This is a genomic window from Streptomyces sp. NPDC093064 (genome assembly GCF_044754605.1).
Classification (GTDB): Bacteria; Actinomycetota; Actinomycetes; order Streptomycetales; family Streptomycetaceae; genus Streptomyces.
In genome coordinates this window covers 282,896-300,397 of sequence record NZ_JBIVPK010000003.1, presented here as the reverse complement: position 1 = coordinate 300,397, position 17,502 = coordinate 282,896, and the positions used below count along the sequence as shown (strand labels likewise).

13 protein-coding genes are annotated in these 17,502 nt (G+C 72.8%); 12 read left to right on the top strand and 1 reads right to left on the bottom strand.

The window, feature by feature from the left end:
• Window positions 1-89 precede the first annotated feature (89 nt).
• The 6 genes from ACIQFZ_RS06135 (at window position 90) to ACIQFZ_RS06110 (ending at window position 7,131) form a co-directional block, all read left to right on the top strand.
• A complete protein-coding gene (locus ACIQFZ_RS06135; protein ID WP_402690722.1) occupies window positions 90-683 on the top strand; it encodes a CGNR zinc finger domain-containing protein in 594 nt (197 codons plus the stop codon).
• A 343-nt stretch (window positions 684-1,026) separates the two neighbouring features.
• On the top strand, window positions 1,027-1,548 hold the full coding sequence (locus ACIQFZ_RS06130; RefSeq protein ID WP_019056398.1) for a sigma-70 family RNA polymerase sigma factor: 522 nt from the start codon (window positions 1,027-1,029) through the stop codon (window positions 1,546-1,548).
• Window positions 1,548-2,357, top strand: a complete 810-nt coding sequence (locus ACIQFZ_RS06125) for an anti-sigma factor family protein (RefSeq protein ID WP_376541128.1) — start codon at window positions 1,548-1,550, stop codon at window positions 2,355-2,357. The genes ACIQFZ_RS06130 and ACIQFZ_RS06125 overlap by 1 nt, the downstream gene beginning before the upstream one ends.
• A gap of 64 nt (window positions 2,358-2,421) precedes the next feature.
• Window positions 2,422-4,758 (top strand): HelD family protein, encoded by a 2,337-nt coding sequence (locus ACIQFZ_RS06120; protein ID WP_383057887.1) that lies wholly within the window; start codon window positions 2,422-2,424, stop codon window positions 4,756-4,758.
• A 378-nt stretch (window positions 4,759-5,136) separates the two neighbouring features.
• Window positions 5,137-6,552 (top strand): NAD-dependent malic enzyme, encoded by a 1,416-nt coding sequence (locus ACIQFZ_RS06115; RefSeq protein WP_383057888.1) that lies wholly within the window; start codon window positions 5,137-5,139, stop codon window positions 6,550-6,552.
• 297 nt (window positions 6,553-6,849) lie between these two features.
• Window positions 6,850-7,131, top strand: coding sequence for an HU family DNA-binding protein (locus ACIQFZ_RS06110; protein WP_003990598.1), 282 nt, complete (start codon window positions 6,850-6,852; stop codon window positions 7,129-7,131).
• Window positions 7,132-7,377: 246 nt separating this feature from the next.
• Here ACIQFZ_RS06110 and murA read toward each other — a convergent pair whose 3' ends face one another.
• The gene (murA, locus tag ACIQFZ_RS06105; protein WP_402690721.1) at window positions 7,378-8,724 is read right to left on the bottom strand and encodes a UDP-N-acetylglucosamine 1-carboxyvinyltransferase; all 1,347 of its coding nucleotides are present in this window, start codon (window positions 8,722-8,724) and stop codon (window positions 7,378-7,380) included.
• A 275-nt stretch (window positions 8,725-8,999) separates the two neighbouring features.
• Between murA and ACIQFZ_RS06100 the strand changes: the two genes are divergently transcribed.
• The 6 genes from ACIQFZ_RS06100 to ACIQFZ_RS06075 all read left to right on the top strand — a co-directional run bounded on the left by ACIQFZ_RS06100 (window position 9,000) and on the right by ACIQFZ_RS06075 (window position 17,344).
• Window positions 9,000-9,569, top strand: coding sequence for a YqgE/AlgH family protein (locus ACIQFZ_RS06100; protein ID WP_361415031.1), 570 nt, complete (start codon window positions 9,000-9,002; stop codon window positions 9,567-9,569).
• Window positions 9,570-9,597: 28 nt separating this feature from the next.
• Entirely contained in the window at window positions 9,598-9,879 is a 282-nt protein-coding gene (locus ACIQFZ_RS06095) for a DUF3039 domain-containing protein (protein ID WP_365420505.1), read from the top strand.
• Window positions 9,880-10,021: 142 nt separating this feature from the next.
• On the top strand, window positions 10,022-11,677 hold the full coding sequence (locus ACIQFZ_RS06090) for a beta-N-acetylhexosaminidase (protein ID WP_402690720.1): 1,656 nt from the start codon (window positions 10,022-10,024) through the stop codon (window positions 11,675-11,677).
• A gap of 263 nt (window positions 11,678-11,940) precedes the next feature.
• Window positions 11,941-12,834 carry an FAD binding domain-containing protein gene (locus ACIQFZ_RS06085; RefSeq protein ID WP_365435327.1) on the top strand — a complete coding sequence of 298 codons (894 nt, stop codon included), beginning with the start codon at window positions 11,941-11,943 and terminating at the stop codon, window positions 12,832-12,834.
• Window positions 12,831-15,044: a 2Fe-2S iron-sulfur cluster-binding protein gene (locus ACIQFZ_RS06080; RefSeq protein ID WP_402690719.1), complete on the top strand. Its 2,214-nt coding sequence runs from the start codon at window positions 12,831-12,833 to the stop codon at window positions 15,042-15,044. Before ACIQFZ_RS06085 ends, ACIQFZ_RS06080 begins: the two co-directional genes overlap by 4 nt.
• Window positions 15,041-17,344 (top strand): molybdopterin cofactor-binding domain-containing protein, encoded by a 2,304-nt coding sequence (locus ACIQFZ_RS06075; RefSeq protein WP_365430078.1) that lies wholly within the window; start codon window positions 15,041-15,043, stop codon window positions 17,342-17,344. The genes ACIQFZ_RS06080 and ACIQFZ_RS06075 overlap by 4 nt, the downstream gene beginning before the upstream one ends.
• Window positions 17,345-17,502: the final 158 nt, after the last annotated feature.

Sequence of the window (17,502 nt, the reverse complement as noted above, 5' to 3'; positions counted from 1 at the left end):
GGGCACTGTGGGAGGGAACGGATTTCCGGCCTCCGACGATGCCCCGGCGAGGCCTGCCGGCCGGGGTGAGCCTAGGCGGTGACAGGCACATGGCACTGGCTGCGGCCACGGTCCCGTACGAGCTGAGGTTCGACGCCGGGCGGGTCTGCCTGGATCTCCTCTCGACCACCCATCCCGTGGAACGGCTGGACTCCCTCGCGCCGCTGCGCGCGTGGATCACCGGATCGGGGCTGGTCCCGCCCGGCTACCCGCTGGCGCACGCCGACGCCTCCTGGCTCACGGGCTTCCGGGAACTGAGGCGGGACGTAGGGGAGTTGGTGCGCGGATATCTCGCCCAGGAGGCCCGGGCGTACGATCTCGCGCTCGCCCGCGTCAACGACATCGCCCGTACGGCGCCGCCGGCACCCCGTGCCGTACGAGGCGAGGACGGCACCCTCGTACGCGAGTTGGCGGGCCCACCCGCGTGCGCGGCCCTGCTCGCGGCCGTCGCCCGGGACGCCGTGGAGCTGCTCACCGATCCCGTGGCACGGGCGGGCCTGCGCCAGTGCGAGGGCGACAACTGCCCGATCGTGTACCTGGACACGTCCCGGGGGCGCCGGAGGCGCTGGTGCTCCAGCGAGGTCTGCGGGAACCGCGAACGGGTGGCCCGCCACCGCCGACGTGTCGCCCTCTCGCAGCCGTAGAGGGACAGGGAGCGTCAACTCCCCGACCCTGTTTGTCGGTTGTGGGCGTTCCGCGCCGAAGTGATTTCGGTAACACTCCGTTTGGTTTCCGTCAGGGGCGGGAAGCGCCCGCACTCCCGCTCCTGTGTCGTAAATGTAAAGATCAAGCGGGGGGAATGTGCGCCCATGTCCTCCCTCGTCACGGCACCCCCCAGAAATCCGTCGGCCGGTTTTGAACACGGTGTGCCCGAGATCCGTACCCGTCGGCGAGCGACCGACTGGGGGGAAGCCCCGGACACCGGAGGTGGGCGTGCGCAAGGATGCGGCCGTGGCCAATGAACGTGGATCGAGGGCCCGACATCGCATGTCCCAGTCCTCGGAACCTGATGAGGAGTTGATGCGTGCGCTCTATCGCGAGCACGCCGGACCTCTCCTCGCGTATGTCCTGCGGTTGGTGGCCGGAGACCGGCAGCGTGCCGAGGACGTGGTCCAGGAGACGCTCATCCGTGCCTGGAAGAACGCCGGTCAGCTCAATCGAGCCACCGGTTCGGTACGCCCCTGGCTGGTGACGGTCGCCCGGCGCATCGTCATCGACGGCCACCGCAGCCGGCAGGCCCGGCCGCAGGAGGTCGATCCGTCGCCGCTGGAGGTCATCCCCGCGGAGGACGAGATCGACAAGGCGCTGTGGCTGATGACGCTGTCGGACGCGCTCGACGACCTGACCCCGGCCCACCGGGAGGTGCTCGTCGAGACGTACTTCAAAGGGCGTACCGTCAATGAGGCGGCCGAGACGCTGGGCATACCCAGCGGCACCGTCCGCTCTCGGGTGTTCTACGCCCTGCGGTCGATGAAGCTGGCACTGGAGGAGCGGGGGGTGACGGCGTGATGAGCGTGTACGGGGGATTCGGAACGGGTGGTGCGGGTATGTCTGGGGCCATGCAGGGAACCCCGGCTCCGAACGAGCACGAGACCGTCGGCGCCTACGCCCTCGGGATTCTCGACGACGCCGAGGCAACCGCTTTCGAGGCGCACCTCGCCACCTGCGAGTGGTGCGCCCAGCAACTCGACGAACTCGCCGGGATGGAGCCGATGCTGGCCGCGCTCGCGGACCTGCCGGGCTCCGGCGCACCCGCGGTCGGCGAGTCCCTTTCGGCCAAGCCCAGCCCGCGTCTGGTGGAGAAGCTCGTCGACGAGGTCGCCGAGCGCCGCGCCCAGAAGCGCCGGCGCGGCTTCTACATGGTCGCGGCGGCGGCAGCGCTGATCATCGGCGGCCCGCTGACCGCAGTCGCGGTGAGCGGCTCGGACGGCGGCGGCAACACCACGGTGGCCGCGAGCCCCGCGAAGTCCGCCTTCGAGTCGATGCCCGACAAGGTCACGGCGACGGACCCGACGACGAACGTCACCGCGACGGTCGCCGTCGAGAAGAAGGACTGGGGCACGAACGCCGTTCTCGAGCTGAACAACGTCACCGGCCCGCAGAAGTGCTCGCTCATCGCCGTCGGCAAGAACGGCGAGCGTGAGACGGTCACGTCCTGGTCCGTCCCGAAGTGGGGCTACGGCGTCCCGAACGCCAAGACGCAGGAGGCCAAGGACCCCCTCTACGTCCGAGGCGGTGCGGCCCTGGAGCCGAACCAGATCGACCACTTCGAGGTGATGACCTTCGACGGGAAACGACTCGTCGAGGTACCCGCCTAGCTTCCGTGAGCGGGCCCCCTTCGCGTACGGTTGACGGCTGCCCAGCACGTCAGAAGGGGGCCCGGTGGCCGCACAGGCTCAACAGGATTCCGCGGTCGGATCTCTCGGTCCCGTATCGGTCCACGCCGCAGCGCACGAAGCGGCGCACGACTCCGTACGGGACCGAGAGATCGGTGTGGAACAGCAGCACCTGGACCGGGTGTACCGCCGCCTCGAGGAGAAGATCCACGAGGCCGAGTTCCTCATGCGCGACGCGGCCCAGCGCGGCCAGGTGGGCACACCCGGCGCGCTGGCCGAGCGCGACGCGCAGGTCTTCCGGGCGGGTGTCCACCTCAACCGGCTGAACAACGAGTTCGAGGACTTCCTCTTCGGCCGTATCGACCTGCTGCTCGGCAAGGACGGCAGGAAGGGCCCGGACGGCGCGTACACCGCGGTCGAGCCGGCCGACGGCGCGGTCCGCGAGGACGGCACGGCGGACATCGCCGAGACCCTGCACATCGGCCGCATCGGCGTCCTCGACGAGGACTACGCCCCGCTGGTCATCGACTGGCGGGCACCGGCCGCGGCCCCGTTCTACCGCTCCACCCCGGTCGACCCGGGCCGGGTCGTGCGCCGGCGGGTCATCCGCTCCAAGGGGCGGCGCGTGCTCGGGGTCGAGGACGACCTGATGCGTCCCGAGCTGAAGGCCCGCCTCGACGGCCGCGAACTGCCCGCGATCGGCGACGGCGCGCTGATGGCCGCGCTCGGCCAGGCCCGCGGCCACACCATGCGGGACATCGTCTCCTCCATCCAGGCCGAGCAGGACCTGGTCATCCGCGCCCCCGCCGCCTCGGTGACGTACGTCGAGGGCGGTCCGGGGACGGGGAAGACGGCGGTGGCGCTGCATCGGGCGGCCTACCTGCTCTACCAGGACCGGCGCCGCTACGCGGGCGGCATCCTGATCGTCTCCCCGACACCGCTGCTCGTGGCCTACACCGAGGGTGTGCTGCCCTCGCTCGGCGAGGAGGGCCAGGTCGCCATCCGGGCGATCGGCTCGCTCGTCGACGGCGCCGAGGCCACGCTGTACGACTCTCCGGCGGTGGCGCGGGCCAAGGGCTCGTACCGGATGCTGAAGGTGCTGCGCAAGGCGGCGCGGGGCGCGCTGGAGTCGAACGGCTCACCGGACCGGCTGCGGGTCGTCGCCTTCGGCCGCCGGCTGGAGCTGGAGGCCGAGGAACTCGACCACGTCCGGCGCACCGCCCTCGGCGGCACGGCGCCGGTCAACCTGCTGCGCCCGCGCGCCCGCAAGCTGCTCCTTGACGCCCTGTGGGAGAAGTCGGGCGCCGTCGGCCGGCACACCGACCCGGAGCTGGCCGCCGAACTGCGCTCCTCCTTCGACGAGGACGTGACCGGTGAGGACTCCTTCGTCTCCTTCCTCGACGCCTGGTGGCCCGAGCTGACCCCGCCGGCCGTGCTCACCGCCATGGCCGACGAGCGGCGGCTGGGCCGCTGGGCGCGCCGGATCCTCAACCCCGGTGAGGTGCGCCGGGTGGCCCGCTCGCTGCGGCGGAACGGGTACTCGGTGCACGACATCGCCCTCCTCGACGAGCTCCAGGCGATCCTCGGCACCCCGGCCCGCCCGCGCCGGAAGCGCGAACTGGACCCGCTGGACCAGCTCACCGGTCTCGAGGAGCTGATGCCCGTGCGCGAGGAGTCGCAGCGGGAGCGGGCGGAGCGTCTCGCGCAGGAGCGCACCGAGTACGCGCACGTCATCGTGGACGAGGCGCAGGACCTCACGCCCATGCAGTGGCGGATGGTCGGCCGCCGCGGCCGGCACGCCACCTGGACGGTCGTCGGCGACCCCGCCCAGTCCTCCTGGTCCGACCCGGACGAGGCGGCCGAGGCCCGCGACGAGGCCCTGGGCACCCGGCCGCGCCGCCGCTTCGAGCTGACCGTGAACTACCGCAACCCGGCGGAGATCGCCGACCTGGCCTCGAAGGTCCTCGCCCTGGCCATGCCCGGCTCCACCGCGCCGACGGCCGTGCGCTCCACCGGGGTGGAGCCGCGCTTCGCCGTTGTCCGGGGCTCCGTGGAGAAGAGCGCGCGGGCGGAGGCCGAGCGACTGCTGGACCTGGTGGACGGCACGGTCGGCGTGGTCGTCGCCATGAACCGGCGCGAGGAGGCCCGGCGCTGGCTGGCCGGGCTCGGCGACCGGGTGGTGGCCCTCGGCAGCCTGGAGGCCAAGGGTCTGGAGTACGACGCGACGATCGTCGTCTCGCCCGCGGAGATCGCGGACGAGTCCCCGGCCGGCCTACGGGTCCTGTACGTGGCCCTGACCAGGGCCACCCAGCAGCTGACGGTGGTCTCCGGGGAGCGGGACGAGCCGGACGGGGCCGGGGTGCCGGATCTGCTGCGGGACTGAACCCGGGGGTAACCGCAGCGACGGGAATGGCCACGAGGGATCCGTTTGTTAGCCTGGGTACGGCACCGGCCCGATCCAAGCCCCCGGGCCCAACCTTCGTCGCTACGAGCGACCACTTGCCGCGAGGCGAGCATGGCGGGTCGGTGTCATACAAGTCTCCAGGAGGCCCACGTCACTCATGTGACGTGGGCCTCTTTTGTCGCCTGCGCATCTTCCGTCACCCCGACTGTTCTCGTATGGTGGAATTCAGTTTCCGAAAACTGCACCTCTCAGTGAACACTACGTCCACAACCCGGGGCGGCTAGCACGTACTCGGGGGTAGGTGCGACGATCGGACGGCAGAACTTCGCGACACGGTGAAAGCAGAGGAAGTCGGCCATGGCAACGGCGCCCAGCGTCTCCTACTCGATGACCATCCGTCTGGAGGTGCCGGCGGGCGGAACCGCCGTATCGCAGCTCACCACGGCCGTGGAGTCCTCCGGAGGCTCGGTGACCGGCCTCGACGTCACCGCGTCGGGCCACGAGAGACTCCGTATCGACGTCACCATCGCGGCCACCTCGACGTCCCACGCCGAGGAGATCGTCGAGAAGCTGCGCGGCATCGAGGGCGTCACGCTGGGCAAGGTCTCGGACCGTACGTTCCTCATGCACCTCGGCGGCAAGATCGAGATGGCGTCCAAGCACCCCATCCGCAACCGTGACGACCTGTCCATGGTCTACACCCCCGGTGTGGCCCGCGTGTGCATGGCGATCGCGGAGAACCCCGAGGACGCCCGGCGCCTGACCATCAAGCGCAACTCGGTTGCGGTCGTGACCGACGGCTCGGCCGTGCTGGGCCTGGGCAACATCGGCCCCATGGCCGCACTGCCGGTCATGGAGGGCAAGGCGGCCCTCTTCAAGCGCTTCGCCGGCATCGACGCCTGGCCGATCTGCCTGGACACCCAGGACAGCGACGCGATCGTCGAGATCGTCAAGGCGATCGCCCCCGGCTTCGCGGGCATCAACCTGGAGGACATCTCCGCGCCCCGCTGCTTCGAGATCGAGGCCCGGCTGCGCGAGGCCCTCGACATCCCGGTCTTCCACGACGACCAGCACGGCACCGCGATCGTCGTGCTCTCCGCGCTGACCAACGCGCTGCGCGTGGTCGGCAAGCCGATCGACAGCGTGCGCGTGGTGATGTCCGGCGCCGGCGCAGCCGGCACGGCGATCCTGCGGCTGCTGCTCGCGGCGGGCGTGAAGAACGCCGTCGTCGCCGACATCCAGGGTGTGGTGCACGCCGGCCGTGAGGACCTCGTCGGGGCCGCCCCGGACTCCCCGCTGCGCTGGATCGCGGACAACACCAACCCGGAGGGCCTGACCGGCACGCTGAAGGAGGCCGTGCACGGCGCGGACGTCTTCATCGGCGTCTCGGCGCCCAACGTGCTCGACGGCGACGACGTGGCCGCCATGGCGGAGGGCGCGATCGTGTTCGCGCTCGCGAACCCCGACCCCGAGGTGGACCCGGCAATCGCCCGTCAGACGGCGGCAGTTGTGGCCACCGGCCGTTCCGACTTCCCCAACCAGATCAACAACGTGCTGGTCTTCCCGGGTGTCTTCCGCGGCCTGCTGGACGCGCAGTCCCGGACCGTCAACACGGAGATGATGCTGGCCGCCGCGCACGCCCTCGCCGACGTGGTCACGGCGGACGAGCTGAACCCGAACTACATCATTCCGAGCGTCTTCAACGAGAAGGTCGCCGGCGCGGTGGCCGGGGCCGTCCGGGAGGCGGCCGCGAAGACGGAGGCAACGGCGTGACGATTGCCACGGCGCGGCGAAACCGGCGCGTCGCGAAGCGCCCCACCGCCGGTGGAGCCTTATCGTGACGGCCAGGCTCGGGCATCTCTTCGTGTGACTCCCAAGGGTGTTCTCACGACTCCTATGGGTGCCGGATTGGCATTCGCGCCGCAGGTGGGGGCAGGATGCCTCTCTGGGCGCGAGGGTTCGGCGACGGACCCGGGTCCGGGGACTCACCGAGGACCCTGGCAGCATCGGCTTCGCTGTGCCCAACATGCGGCCTCGCCGCAACGGTAAGAAGAACACGGGAGTAACAACATGAACCGCAGTGAGCTGGTGGCCGCGCTGGCCGACCGCGCCGAGGTGACCCGCAAGGACGCCGACGCCGTGCTGGCCGCGTTCGCCGACGTCGTCGGCGACATCGTCTCCAAGGGGGACGAGAAGGTCACCATCCCTGGTTTCCTGACCTTCGAGCGCACCCACCGTGCCGCTCGCACCGCTCGCAACCCGCAGACCGGCGAGCCGATCCAGATCCCGGCCGGCTACAGCGTGAAGGTCTCCGCGGGCAGCAAGCTCAAGGAAGCGGCCAAGGGCAAGTGACCTCGCAGTCTCGTACGCCGGGGGACGGCGTACGAGGCGCTGCAGGGCGGCCCTCGGGCCACCACGACGCCCATGGGGCGGTCCCCCTCACCGGGGGCCGCCCCAACGTCGTACACACCCTCCCCGGCGGCCACCGGGGCAGCACGGATCAGCCGAGGGCCTGACCGGGAGGCTGTGCCTGCCCGGGGGATGACCCCCGGCCCCCCAGCCGGGGCGGCGTCGGCCGGCCCGGCTGGGGATCGTGGATCAGCCGAGGGCCTGGCCGGGGAGTTCCACCTTGGCGCCCAGTTCCATGAGCTTCTCCATGAAGTTCTCGTAGCCGCGGTTGATCAGGTCGATGCCGTGGACACGGGAGGTGCCCTGGGCGGCCAGGGCCGCGATCAGGTAGGAGAAGCCGCCGCGCAGGTCGGGGATGACCAGGTCGGCGCCCTGGAGCCGGGTCGGGCCCGACACCACCGCCGAGTGCAGGAAGTTGCGCTGGCCGAAGCGGCAGTCGGAGCCGCCCAGGCACTCGCGGTAGAGCTGGATGTGGGCGCCCATCTGGTTGAGCGCGGAGGTGAAGCCCAGCCGCGACTCGTACACCGTCTCGTGGATGATCGACAGGCCCGTGGCCTGGGTCAGGGCGACCACCAGCGGCTGCTGCCAGTCGGTCTGGAAGCCGGGGTGCACGTCCGTCTCCAGCGCGATGGACTTCAGCTGACCGCCCGGGTGCCAGAAGCGGATGCCCTCGTCGTCGATCTCGAAGGCACCGCCCACCTTCCGGTAGGTGTTCAGGAAGGTCATCATCGACCGCTGCTGGGCGCCGCGCACGTAGATGTTGCCCTCGGTCGCCAGCGCCGCCGACGCCCAGGACGCGGCCTCCAGCCGGTCCGAAAGGGCCCGGTGGGTGTAGCCGCCGAGCTTCTCCACACCCGTGATCCGGATCGTGCGGTCGGTGTCGATCGCGATGATCGCGCCCATCTTCTGCAGGACGCAGATCAGGTCCTCGATCTCCGGCTCCACGGCCGCGTTGGACAGCTCGGTGACACCCTCGGCCAGCACGGCCGTCAGCAGCACCTGCTCGGTCGCGCCGACGGACGGGTACGGCAGCGCGATCTTCGTACCCCGCAGCCCCTTGGGCGCCTCCAGGTACTGCCCGTCCGCCCGCTTCTCGATGACCGCGCCGAACTGCCGCAGCACGTCGAAGTGGAAGTCGATGGGCCGGCCGCCGATGTCGCAGCCGCCCAGGCCGGGGATGAACGCGTGCCCCAGGCGGTGCAGCAGCGGCCCGCAGAACAGGATCGGGATGCGCGAGGAGCCCGCGTGGGCATCGATGTCGGCGATGTTCGCGCTCTCCACCCGGGTCGGGTCGAGCACCAGCTCACCCGGTTCGTCACCCGGACGGACCGTCACCCCGTGCAGTTGCAGCAGACCGCGCACGACACGCACGTCACGGATGTCCGGAACGTTGCGGAGGCGACTTGGTTCACCTCCCAGCAGGGCGGCGACCATGGCCTTCGGTACGAGGTTCTTCGCACCGCGGACACGGATCTCGCCCTCCAGCGGGGTTCCGCCGTGGACAAGCAGTACGTCATCAGTGCCGTTGACGGTCATGTATCTCGCGTTCCGATGAGGTGGGCAGGGTCCGGCCGATCACTTCGGAGGGGGCCGGACAGACAGGGTAATCGCCATGCGCCCCCCTTCAGAAAGCCCGTCGGCGGCCCGGGTTGGCTCAGGACCCTGCGCCAACACGCGCCGTTGAGCACCGGGCACGTGCGGTCACCGCGGCCGCCGTGCGCCGGTGACGCTTCCGTGTCCCCTGAGCTGCGCTCACCCCCGTAGCCGGATTGGCTCCCCATGCGCAGGGAAGATGCGGGATCATGTCTGGCATGACCGAGGTGTCCTCGCTCACAGGGCGGCTGCTCGTGGCCACGCCCGCCCTGGCGGACCCGAACTTCGACCGTGCGGTGGTGCTCCTTCTCGACCACGACGAGGAGGGCTCCCTCGGTGTCGTCCTCAACCGCCCCACCCCCGTGGACGTGGGCGACATCCTGGAGGGCTGGGCCGATCTCACCGGGGAGCCCGGAGTCGTCTTCCAGGGCGGCCCGGTGTCGCTGGACTCCGCACTCGGCGTCGCCGTCATCCCCGGCGGCTCCGGCGAGGGCGCCCCGCTGGGCTGGCGCCGGGTGCACGGCGCGATCGGTCTCGTCGACCTGGAGGCACCTCCCGAGCTGCTGGCCTCCGCCCTCGGCTCGCTGCGGATCTTCGCCGGATACGCCGGCTGGGGCCCCGGCCAGCTCGAGGACGAGCTGGCGGAAGGGGCCTGGTACGTCGTCGAGTCGGAACCCGGCGACGTGTCCTGCCCGTCCCCCGAGAGACTGTGGCGCGAGGTGCTGCGCCGCCAGCGCAACGAACTGGCGATGGTCGCCACATATCCTGACGACCCTTCGCTCAACTGATGCCCGGGGCCTTCAGTACCCTTGCCGTATGAGCACTCTCGAGCCCGAGCGCGGCACTGGTACGGGTACCCTCGTCGAGCCGACGCCGCAGGTGTCCCACGGCGACGGCGACCATGAGCGCTTCGCCCACTACGTCCAGAAGGACAAGATCATGGCGAGCGCCCTCGACGGTACGCCCGTCGTGGCGCTGTGCGGCAAGGTGTGGGTGCCGGGCCGCGACCCCAAGAAGTACCCCGTCTGCCCGCTGTGCAAGGAGATCTACGAATCCATGACCGGCGGCGGCGAAGGCGGCGACGACAAGAAGAAGTAACCGGCTCCCCGCTCGGCAGAGACTCGCAGGGCCCCCGAGGCGCGCTCCGGCGCGCCTCGGGGGCCTGTGCCGTTCGGACGGCCTGTGCACGATGTGCAACGCTCATTGCGCTGTGTCGCGGCCGACGCTACCCATGGGTGGCATGACCGACGTGATTCCGGCTCCGCGCGCCGCGGCCGGCTCCCCGGACCGCGCCGTCCCGCTCGACCGGGGCACCACCCTCTGGGCCGCCGAGGGCACCGGCGGCACCGAACGCTGGCTGCGCGGCACGCTCGGCGCGGCCCTCGGCCTGCCCCTCCCGCCCGGCGCCGAGGACGACCCGGACTCCGTACGGCTGCGCCTGGACGACTCCCTGGAGCCCGAGGCGTACCGGCTCGCCGCCGCTGCCGGCCGGGGCGTCGAGATCCGCGGCGGCTCCCCGGCCGGGGTGTTCTGGGGTGCGCAGACCCTGCGCCAGATGCTCGGCCCCGACGCCTTCCGGCGCGCCCCCCTACGGCCGGACGCCGCCCACGCGGTCCCGGCGGGGGTGATCGAGGACGCCCCCCGCTTCCGCTGGCGCGGCCTGATGCTCGACGTGGCCCGCCACTTCATGCCGAAGGACGGCGTCCTGCGCTACCTCGATCTGATGGCGGCGCACAAACTCAACGTGCTGCACTTCCACCTGACGGACGACCAGGGCTGGCGGATCGAGATCAAGCGGTACCCGAGGTTGACGGAGGTCGGCTCCTGGCGGGCGCGGACGAGATTCGGCCACCGGGCGTCCCCGCTGTGGGAGGACAGACCGCACGGCGGCCACTACACCCAGGACGACATCCGGGAGATCGTCGCCTACGCGGCCGAGCGGCACATCGCCGTCGTCCCCGAGATCGACGTGCCCGGGCACTCGCAGGCAGCCATCGCCGCGTACCCGGAACTCGGCAACACCGACGTCGTCGACACCGCCGCCCTCACCGTCTGGGACGACTGGGGCGTCAACCCGAACGTCCTCGCCCCCACCGACACCACCCTGCGCTTCTACGAGGGCGTCTTCGAGGAACTGCTCGAACTGTTCCCGGCGGACGCCGTGACGTCCACCGGATTCGCAGGGTTCTCGAGGTTTGTCCACATCGGCGGTGACGAGTGCCCCAAGGAGCAGTGGCGGGCCTCGCCCACCGCGCAGGCGCGGATCGCGGAACTCGGACTGGCCGGCGAGGACGAGCTCCAGGCCTGGTTCGTCGGCCACTTCGACGCCTGGCTCACCGCGCGCGGGCGCAGGCTCATCGGCTGGGACGAGATCCTGGAGGGCGGCCTGGCGGCGGGGGCCGCGGTGTCCTCCTGGCGCGGGTACGCGGGCGGGATCGCCGCCGCGCGGGCCGGCCACGACGTCGTCATGTGCCCCGAGCAGGAGGTGTACCTGGACCACCGCCAGGCCCCGGGCGAGGACGAGCCCGTGCCGATCGGCTTCGTGCGCACCCTGGAGGACGTCTACCGGTTCGAGCCGGTCCCCCCGGAGCTGGACGCGGCCCAGGCCCGTCATGTGCTGGGCGCGCAGGCCAACGTGTGGACCGAGGTGATGGAGGATCAGGCGCGCGTGGACTACCAGGCGTTCCCCAGGCTGGCCGCGTTCGCCGAGGTGGCCTGGAGTGCCCTGCCCACCCCGGCGGAACGGGACTTCGCGGATTTCGAGCGGCGGATGACCGCCCACTACGGGCGTCTGGACGCCCTGGGCGTCCGCTACCGGCCGCCCACCGGGCCGTACCCGTGGCAGCGGCGCCCCGGCATCCTCGGGCGGCCCCTCGACGGTCCGCCGCCGAGGTAGCGGAACGGCCGGCTCCACCCGCCGTCTCGAACAGGTGCCGGAAAAAGGCCGCAAGAATCAGCGAAGAGTGGGAATTCGCTCGCACCGGTGATGGTGTGCCAAATCGGACCATGTCCCCTATGAGGTGGGCGAATGCCACCTAGCGGACCCCTGTCTTCGGGCCCTGCGAAGATGTGCCAGAGTTGCCACGTCCGCCTTGTCGGCACGTACCGTACGGCAGCACAGGTGGGACCAGCGGGGGCAGCGGGAAGGGGCAGCCGGTTTTGACCACGCACGCACCTCAGGCGGCGCAGGCCGTCACGCTGCCCACGACGCTGAACGAGGCGGTGGCGGCACTCACCGCCATGCCGGCCGCGGTGCCCGTGGCGGGCGGCACCGACCTCATGGCCGCCGTCAACTCGGGGCAGCTCAGGCCCACCGCGCTGGTCGGCCTCGGCCGGATCAGCGAGATCCGCGGCTGGCAGTACCAGGACGGCCACGCGCTGCTCGGCGCCGGCCTCACCCACGCGCGCATGGGGCGCCCCGACTTCGCCGCGCTGATTCCAGCGCTGGCCGCCGCAGCGCGCGCCGCGGGACCGCCGCACATCCGCAACGCGGGCACCTTGGGCGGCAACGTCGCCTCCGCCGCCCCCACCGGGGACGCGCTGCCGGTGCTGGCCGCCCTGGAGGCGATCCTGATCATCGCGGGTCCGGGCGGAGCCCGCCGGGAGATCCCGGTGTCGCACCTGCTGGCCGGCGTGGAGATGCTCCGCGCGGGCGAGCTCATCGGCTACGTGCGCGTGCCGCTGCTGCACGCGCCGCAGGTCTTCCTCAAGGCGACCGGCCGCACCGGACCGGGCCGCGCGGTCGCGTCCGTGGCGCTGGTCCTCGACCCGGCCCGGCGCGGGGTGCGGTGCGCGGTGGGCGCCATAGCGCCGATGCCGCTGCGGCCGTTGGACGCCGAGCGCTGGGTGGCCCAGCTCATCGACTGGGACAACGGCCGCGTGATCGTCCCGGAGGCGCAGAACGCCTTCGGCGAGTACGTGGCCGCGGCCTGCATCCCCGATCCGGTCCCGGCCGAGGACGGCTCCGTGCAGCAGCTTCCGCCCGCCGTACTGCACCTGCGGCGCACCGTCGCCGCGCTGGCCCGACGAGCACTGGGGAGGGCGCTGTCGTGACCGACGACCAGCACGCGGAGGGCACGCCGGGCAGCGGCGGCCGATGGGACCCGCTGCCGCAGGGCGAGTACGACGACGGCGCCACCGCGTTCGTGAAGCTGCCCGAGGGCGGCATCGACGCCCTCCTGGCCGCCCACAGCCCGCTCGCGGCGCCCGGCCACGGCTACGTGCCGCCGCCGATAGCGGTCACGCCCGCCCCGTCGGCGGCGAACGACCCGGCGGGTACGGGAAATTGGGCCGTGCCGGGCGCGCCCGACCAGGGCGCCCAGTGGCCCGACCCGAATGCCGTGCCGCAGGACGCGGGCGTGGACGACCGGTTCACGTACCGTCCGGAGGCCACCCAGCAGTGGAACTTCGACGAGACGCAGACGGGCCCGGCGGGCCAGGCCGCTCAGGCCCCTCCCGCGCCCGGACAGGACGTGACCGGGCAGTGGTCGATCCCGGTCGCCGGGGGTGACATCCCGGACGAATCAGGCGAGTTCACCACGTCGTCGCTGGTCCAGCAGTGGGGCGGCACCCCCCCGACCACCCTCCCCGGCGGCGCGGCCGCCCCGTGGGCCACGGAGGAGGTCGGCCAGGCCTGGAGCCGCCCCCGCACCGAAGCCGAGGCGCCCGGACAGCCCGGCGAGCCCCCGGCGGGCGGCCCGCACGGGAGCGCACCGGCCGCGAACGCCTACGAGAACGGACCGACCGGCACCGCGTTCCCGGCCGGAGGGCCGGGCGGTGGCGGACAGGGTGCCGGGGCGGCTGAGGCGGCGTACGGCGCGCGTGGAGATGTGCGGTTGCCGGGGGCTTCCCCTGCGGACGGTGTGGCCGGTGGTGGTTCCCCGGCCGCGCGGCCGGGCGATGGCGGACACGGTGCCGGGGCGACTGAAGCCGCGTACGGGACGGTGGCGGACGACACGCGCGCGGACGTGCGGTTGCCGGGGGCTCCCGCTGCGGGTGGCGTGACCGGTGGTGCTTCCCCGGCCGGCGGGCCCGGCGCGGCCGCGCACGGTGCCGGGGCGGTCCAGGACGCTTACAGGGCCGGGACTTCGGCGGGCGGTGCGCGTGAAGGCGAGCCGGCGGCTCCGGGCGCGGGCCGTGCGGACGGCCGTCCGGCGGGGGTTGAGCACGTGGGCGGGGAGCCGGCGGCGGAGGCCGCCCGGCCGTTCCCGCCGACCGTGACCGGACCCGGCGCGGACACCGCCGCCGCGCAGGGACCCGGGGCTCCGCGCGGACAGGGCACCACCGGTTCCCCGGCGGAGCGGCAAGCCCGACTCCGCGCGGAACACGACGTCCAGGCCTCGCCGCCCCGGTCCGAGTCCCCGGCCGAGTCCGACGCGGACTCCCCGCGGCCGGCCTCCGGCGCGGTCGAGGCCGGCGAGGACCCCCGAGGGTCCATGGAGGCCACGGAGGGGCCCACCGAGCCGCCCGCGCTGCCCGGCTCGCCCCAGGAGACCCAATCGCCCTCCCGGGCCGCCGGAGAGCCCGTCACGGGCTCCGGCTCCGCGGCCCCGGACGGCGCGGCCGCCGGCCCGGACCCGGACGCCGGACAGCCGGACGCCGCCACCGAGGAGGACCCGCCTTTCGCGCCCCCGCAGGACGAGCACCCGCTCGCCTCGTACGTGCTGCGCGTCAACAGCGCCGACCGGCCCGTCACCGACGCCTGGATCGGCGAGTCGCTGCTGTACGTGCTGCGCGAGCGGCTCGGGCTCGCGGGCGCCAAGGACGGCTGCTCGCAGGGCGAGTGCGGCGCCTGCAACGTACAGGTCGACGGACGCCTGGTCGCCTCCTGCCTGGTGCCCGCGGTCACCGCGGCCGGCAGCGAGGTGCGCACGGTCGAGGGACTGGCCGTGGACGGGCAGCCCTCGGACGTGCAGCGGGCGCTCGCCCGGTGCGGCGCGGTGCAGTGCGGCTTCTGCGTGCCCGGCATGGCGATGACCGTGCACGACCTGCTGGAGGGCAACCCGGACCCGACCGAGCTGGAGACCCGCCAGGCACTGTGCGGCAACCTGTGCCGCTGCACGGGCTACCGGGGCGTCCTCCAGGCGGTCAAGGAGGTCGTCACCGAACGCGAGGCGCACACCGCGGCGGACGAGGCCGAGCAGGAGGCCGACGAGCCGCGCATCCCCCACCAGGCGGGTCCGGGCGCCGGCGGGGTCCACCCCTCCGCGTTCGACACCCCGGCACCGCACGACCCCTACGGCCAGGACGGAGGCCAGGCGTGAGCAACGAAGCCGCCACCGCCGCCGCGGAGACCGCCCCCGCGCCCGAACCCCTGCCGCACGGTCTCGGCTCCTCGCTGCCGGCCGCCGACGCCCGCGCCAAGACGGAGGGCACCTTCCCGTACGCGGCCGACCTGTGGGCCGAGGGCCTGCTGTGGGCGGCCGTACTGCGCTCGCCGCACCCGCACGCGCGCATCGTGTCCATCGACACGGCACACGCGCGCGAGATGCCCGGCGTACGGGCCGTCGTCACCCACGAGGACGTCCCGGGCCGCCCGGTGTACGGCCGCGGCACGCCCGACCGCCCGGTGTTCGCCTCCGAGGTCGTACGCCACCACGGCGAGCCCATCGCGGCCGTCGCCGCCGACCACCCGGACACCGCCCGGATGGCCGCCGCCGCCGTCATCGTCGAGTACGAGGTGCTCGACCCGGTGACCGACCCCGAACAGGCCTTCGAGGCCGAACCGTTGCACCCCGACGGCAACCTGATCCGGCACATCCCGCTGCGCCACGGCGACCCGGAGGCGGCCGGCGAGGTCGTCGTCGAGGGCCTGTACCGCATCGGCCGCCAGGACCCGGCCCCCATCGGCGCCGAGGCCGGACTCGCGGTGCCCCGCCCCGACGGCGGCGTGGAGCTGTACCTGGCCTCCACCGACCCGCACGCCGACCGCGACGCGCTCGCCGCCTGCTACGGGCTGGAACCCGAGCGCGTGAAGATCGTCGTCACCGGTGTGCCGGGCGCCACGGCCGACCGCGAGGACCAGGGCTTCCAGCTCCCGCTCGGCCTGCTGGCGCTGAGGACCGGCTGCCCGGTGAAGCTCACGGCGACCCGCGAGGAGTCGTTCCTGGGCCACACCCACCGCCACCCGACGCTCCTGCGCTACCGCCACCATGCCGACGCCGAGGGCACGTTGGTCAAGGTCGAGGCGCAGATCCTGCTGGACGCGGGCGCCTACGCCGACACCTCCTCCGACGCCCTCGCCGCCGCCGTGTCCTTCGCCTGCGGCCCCTACGTCGTCCCGAACGCCTTCATCGAGGGCTGGGCCGTGCGCACCAACAACCCGCCCTCCGGCCATGTCCGCGGCGAGGGCGCGATGCAGGTGTGCGCCGCCTACGAGGCGCAGATGGACAAGCTGGCCAAGAAGCTCGGCCTGGACCCGGCCGAGGTGCGCCTGCGCAACGTCATGGCGACCGGCGACGTGCTGCCGACCGGCCAGACGGTGACGTGCCCGGCCCCGGTCGCCGAACTGCTCCAGGCCGTACGGGACCACCCGCTGCCGCCGCTGCCCAAGGACGTCCCCGAGGACGAGTGGCTGCTGCCCGGCGGCCTTGAGGGAGCGGGCGAACCGGGCGCGGTGCGCCGGGGCGTGGGCTACGGCCTGGGCATGGTGCACATGCTCGGCGCTGAGGGCGCCGACGAGGTCTCCACGGCGACCGTGCGGGTCCAGGACGGCGTGGCGACGGTGCTGTGCGCGGCGGTGGAGTCCGGCCAGGGCTTCACGACGCTCGCCCGGCAGATCGTCCAGGACACGCTCGGCATCGACGAGGTGCACGTGGCCCCGGTCGACACCGACCAGCCGCCGGCCGGCGCCGGCTGCCGCGGCCGCCACACCTGGGTGTCGGGCGGCGCGGTGGAACGCGCGGCGAAGATGGTCCGCACCCAGCTTCTCCAGCCGCTCGCCCACAAGTTCGGCATGTCCACCGAACTGCTCCAGATCACCGACGGCAAGATCACGTCGTACGACGGCGTGCTGTCGACCACGGTCACGGAGGCGCTGGACGGCAAGGAGCTGTGGGCGACCGCCCAGTGCCGCCCGCACCCCACCGAGCCGCTGAACGAGTCGGGCCAGGGCGACGCCTTCGTGGGCCTGGCCTTCTGCGCCATCCGCGCGGTGGTGGACGTGGACATCGAAGTGGGCTCGGTACGGGTCGTGGAGATGGCCCTCGCCCAGGACGTGGGCCGGGTGCTCAACCCGGCCCAGCTCGCCGCCCGGATCGAGGGGGGCGTCACCCAGGGCGTGGGCATCGCCCTCACCGAGAACCTGCGCACCCCGCGGGGGCTGGTCCGCCACCCCGACCTCACCGGCTATGCCCTGCCCACGGCCCTGGACGCGCCCGACGTCCGGATCGTGAAACTGGTCGAGGAGCGGGACGTCATCGCCCCCTTCGGCGCGAAGGCGGTCAGCGCGGTACCGGTGGTGACCTCCCCGGCGGCCGTCGCCTCCGCGGTGCGCGCCGCCACGGGCCGTCCCGTCAACCGCCTGCCGATCCGCCCGCAGGCCGCGGTCGTGACCACGCAGTGAGCGGTGTTCGCCCGCGGTTACCCGGGCCGGAAGGGAACGCCGGGCGCCCGCCCGGCGTCTTCCGTTTTGGGGCGTTGTCAGTGAGGGGGCGTAGTCTTCGGGCAGTGGAGACGAGGGCCGTCGCCCGAGGCGCGGCGCCGGACCCGCCAGCCCGGGAC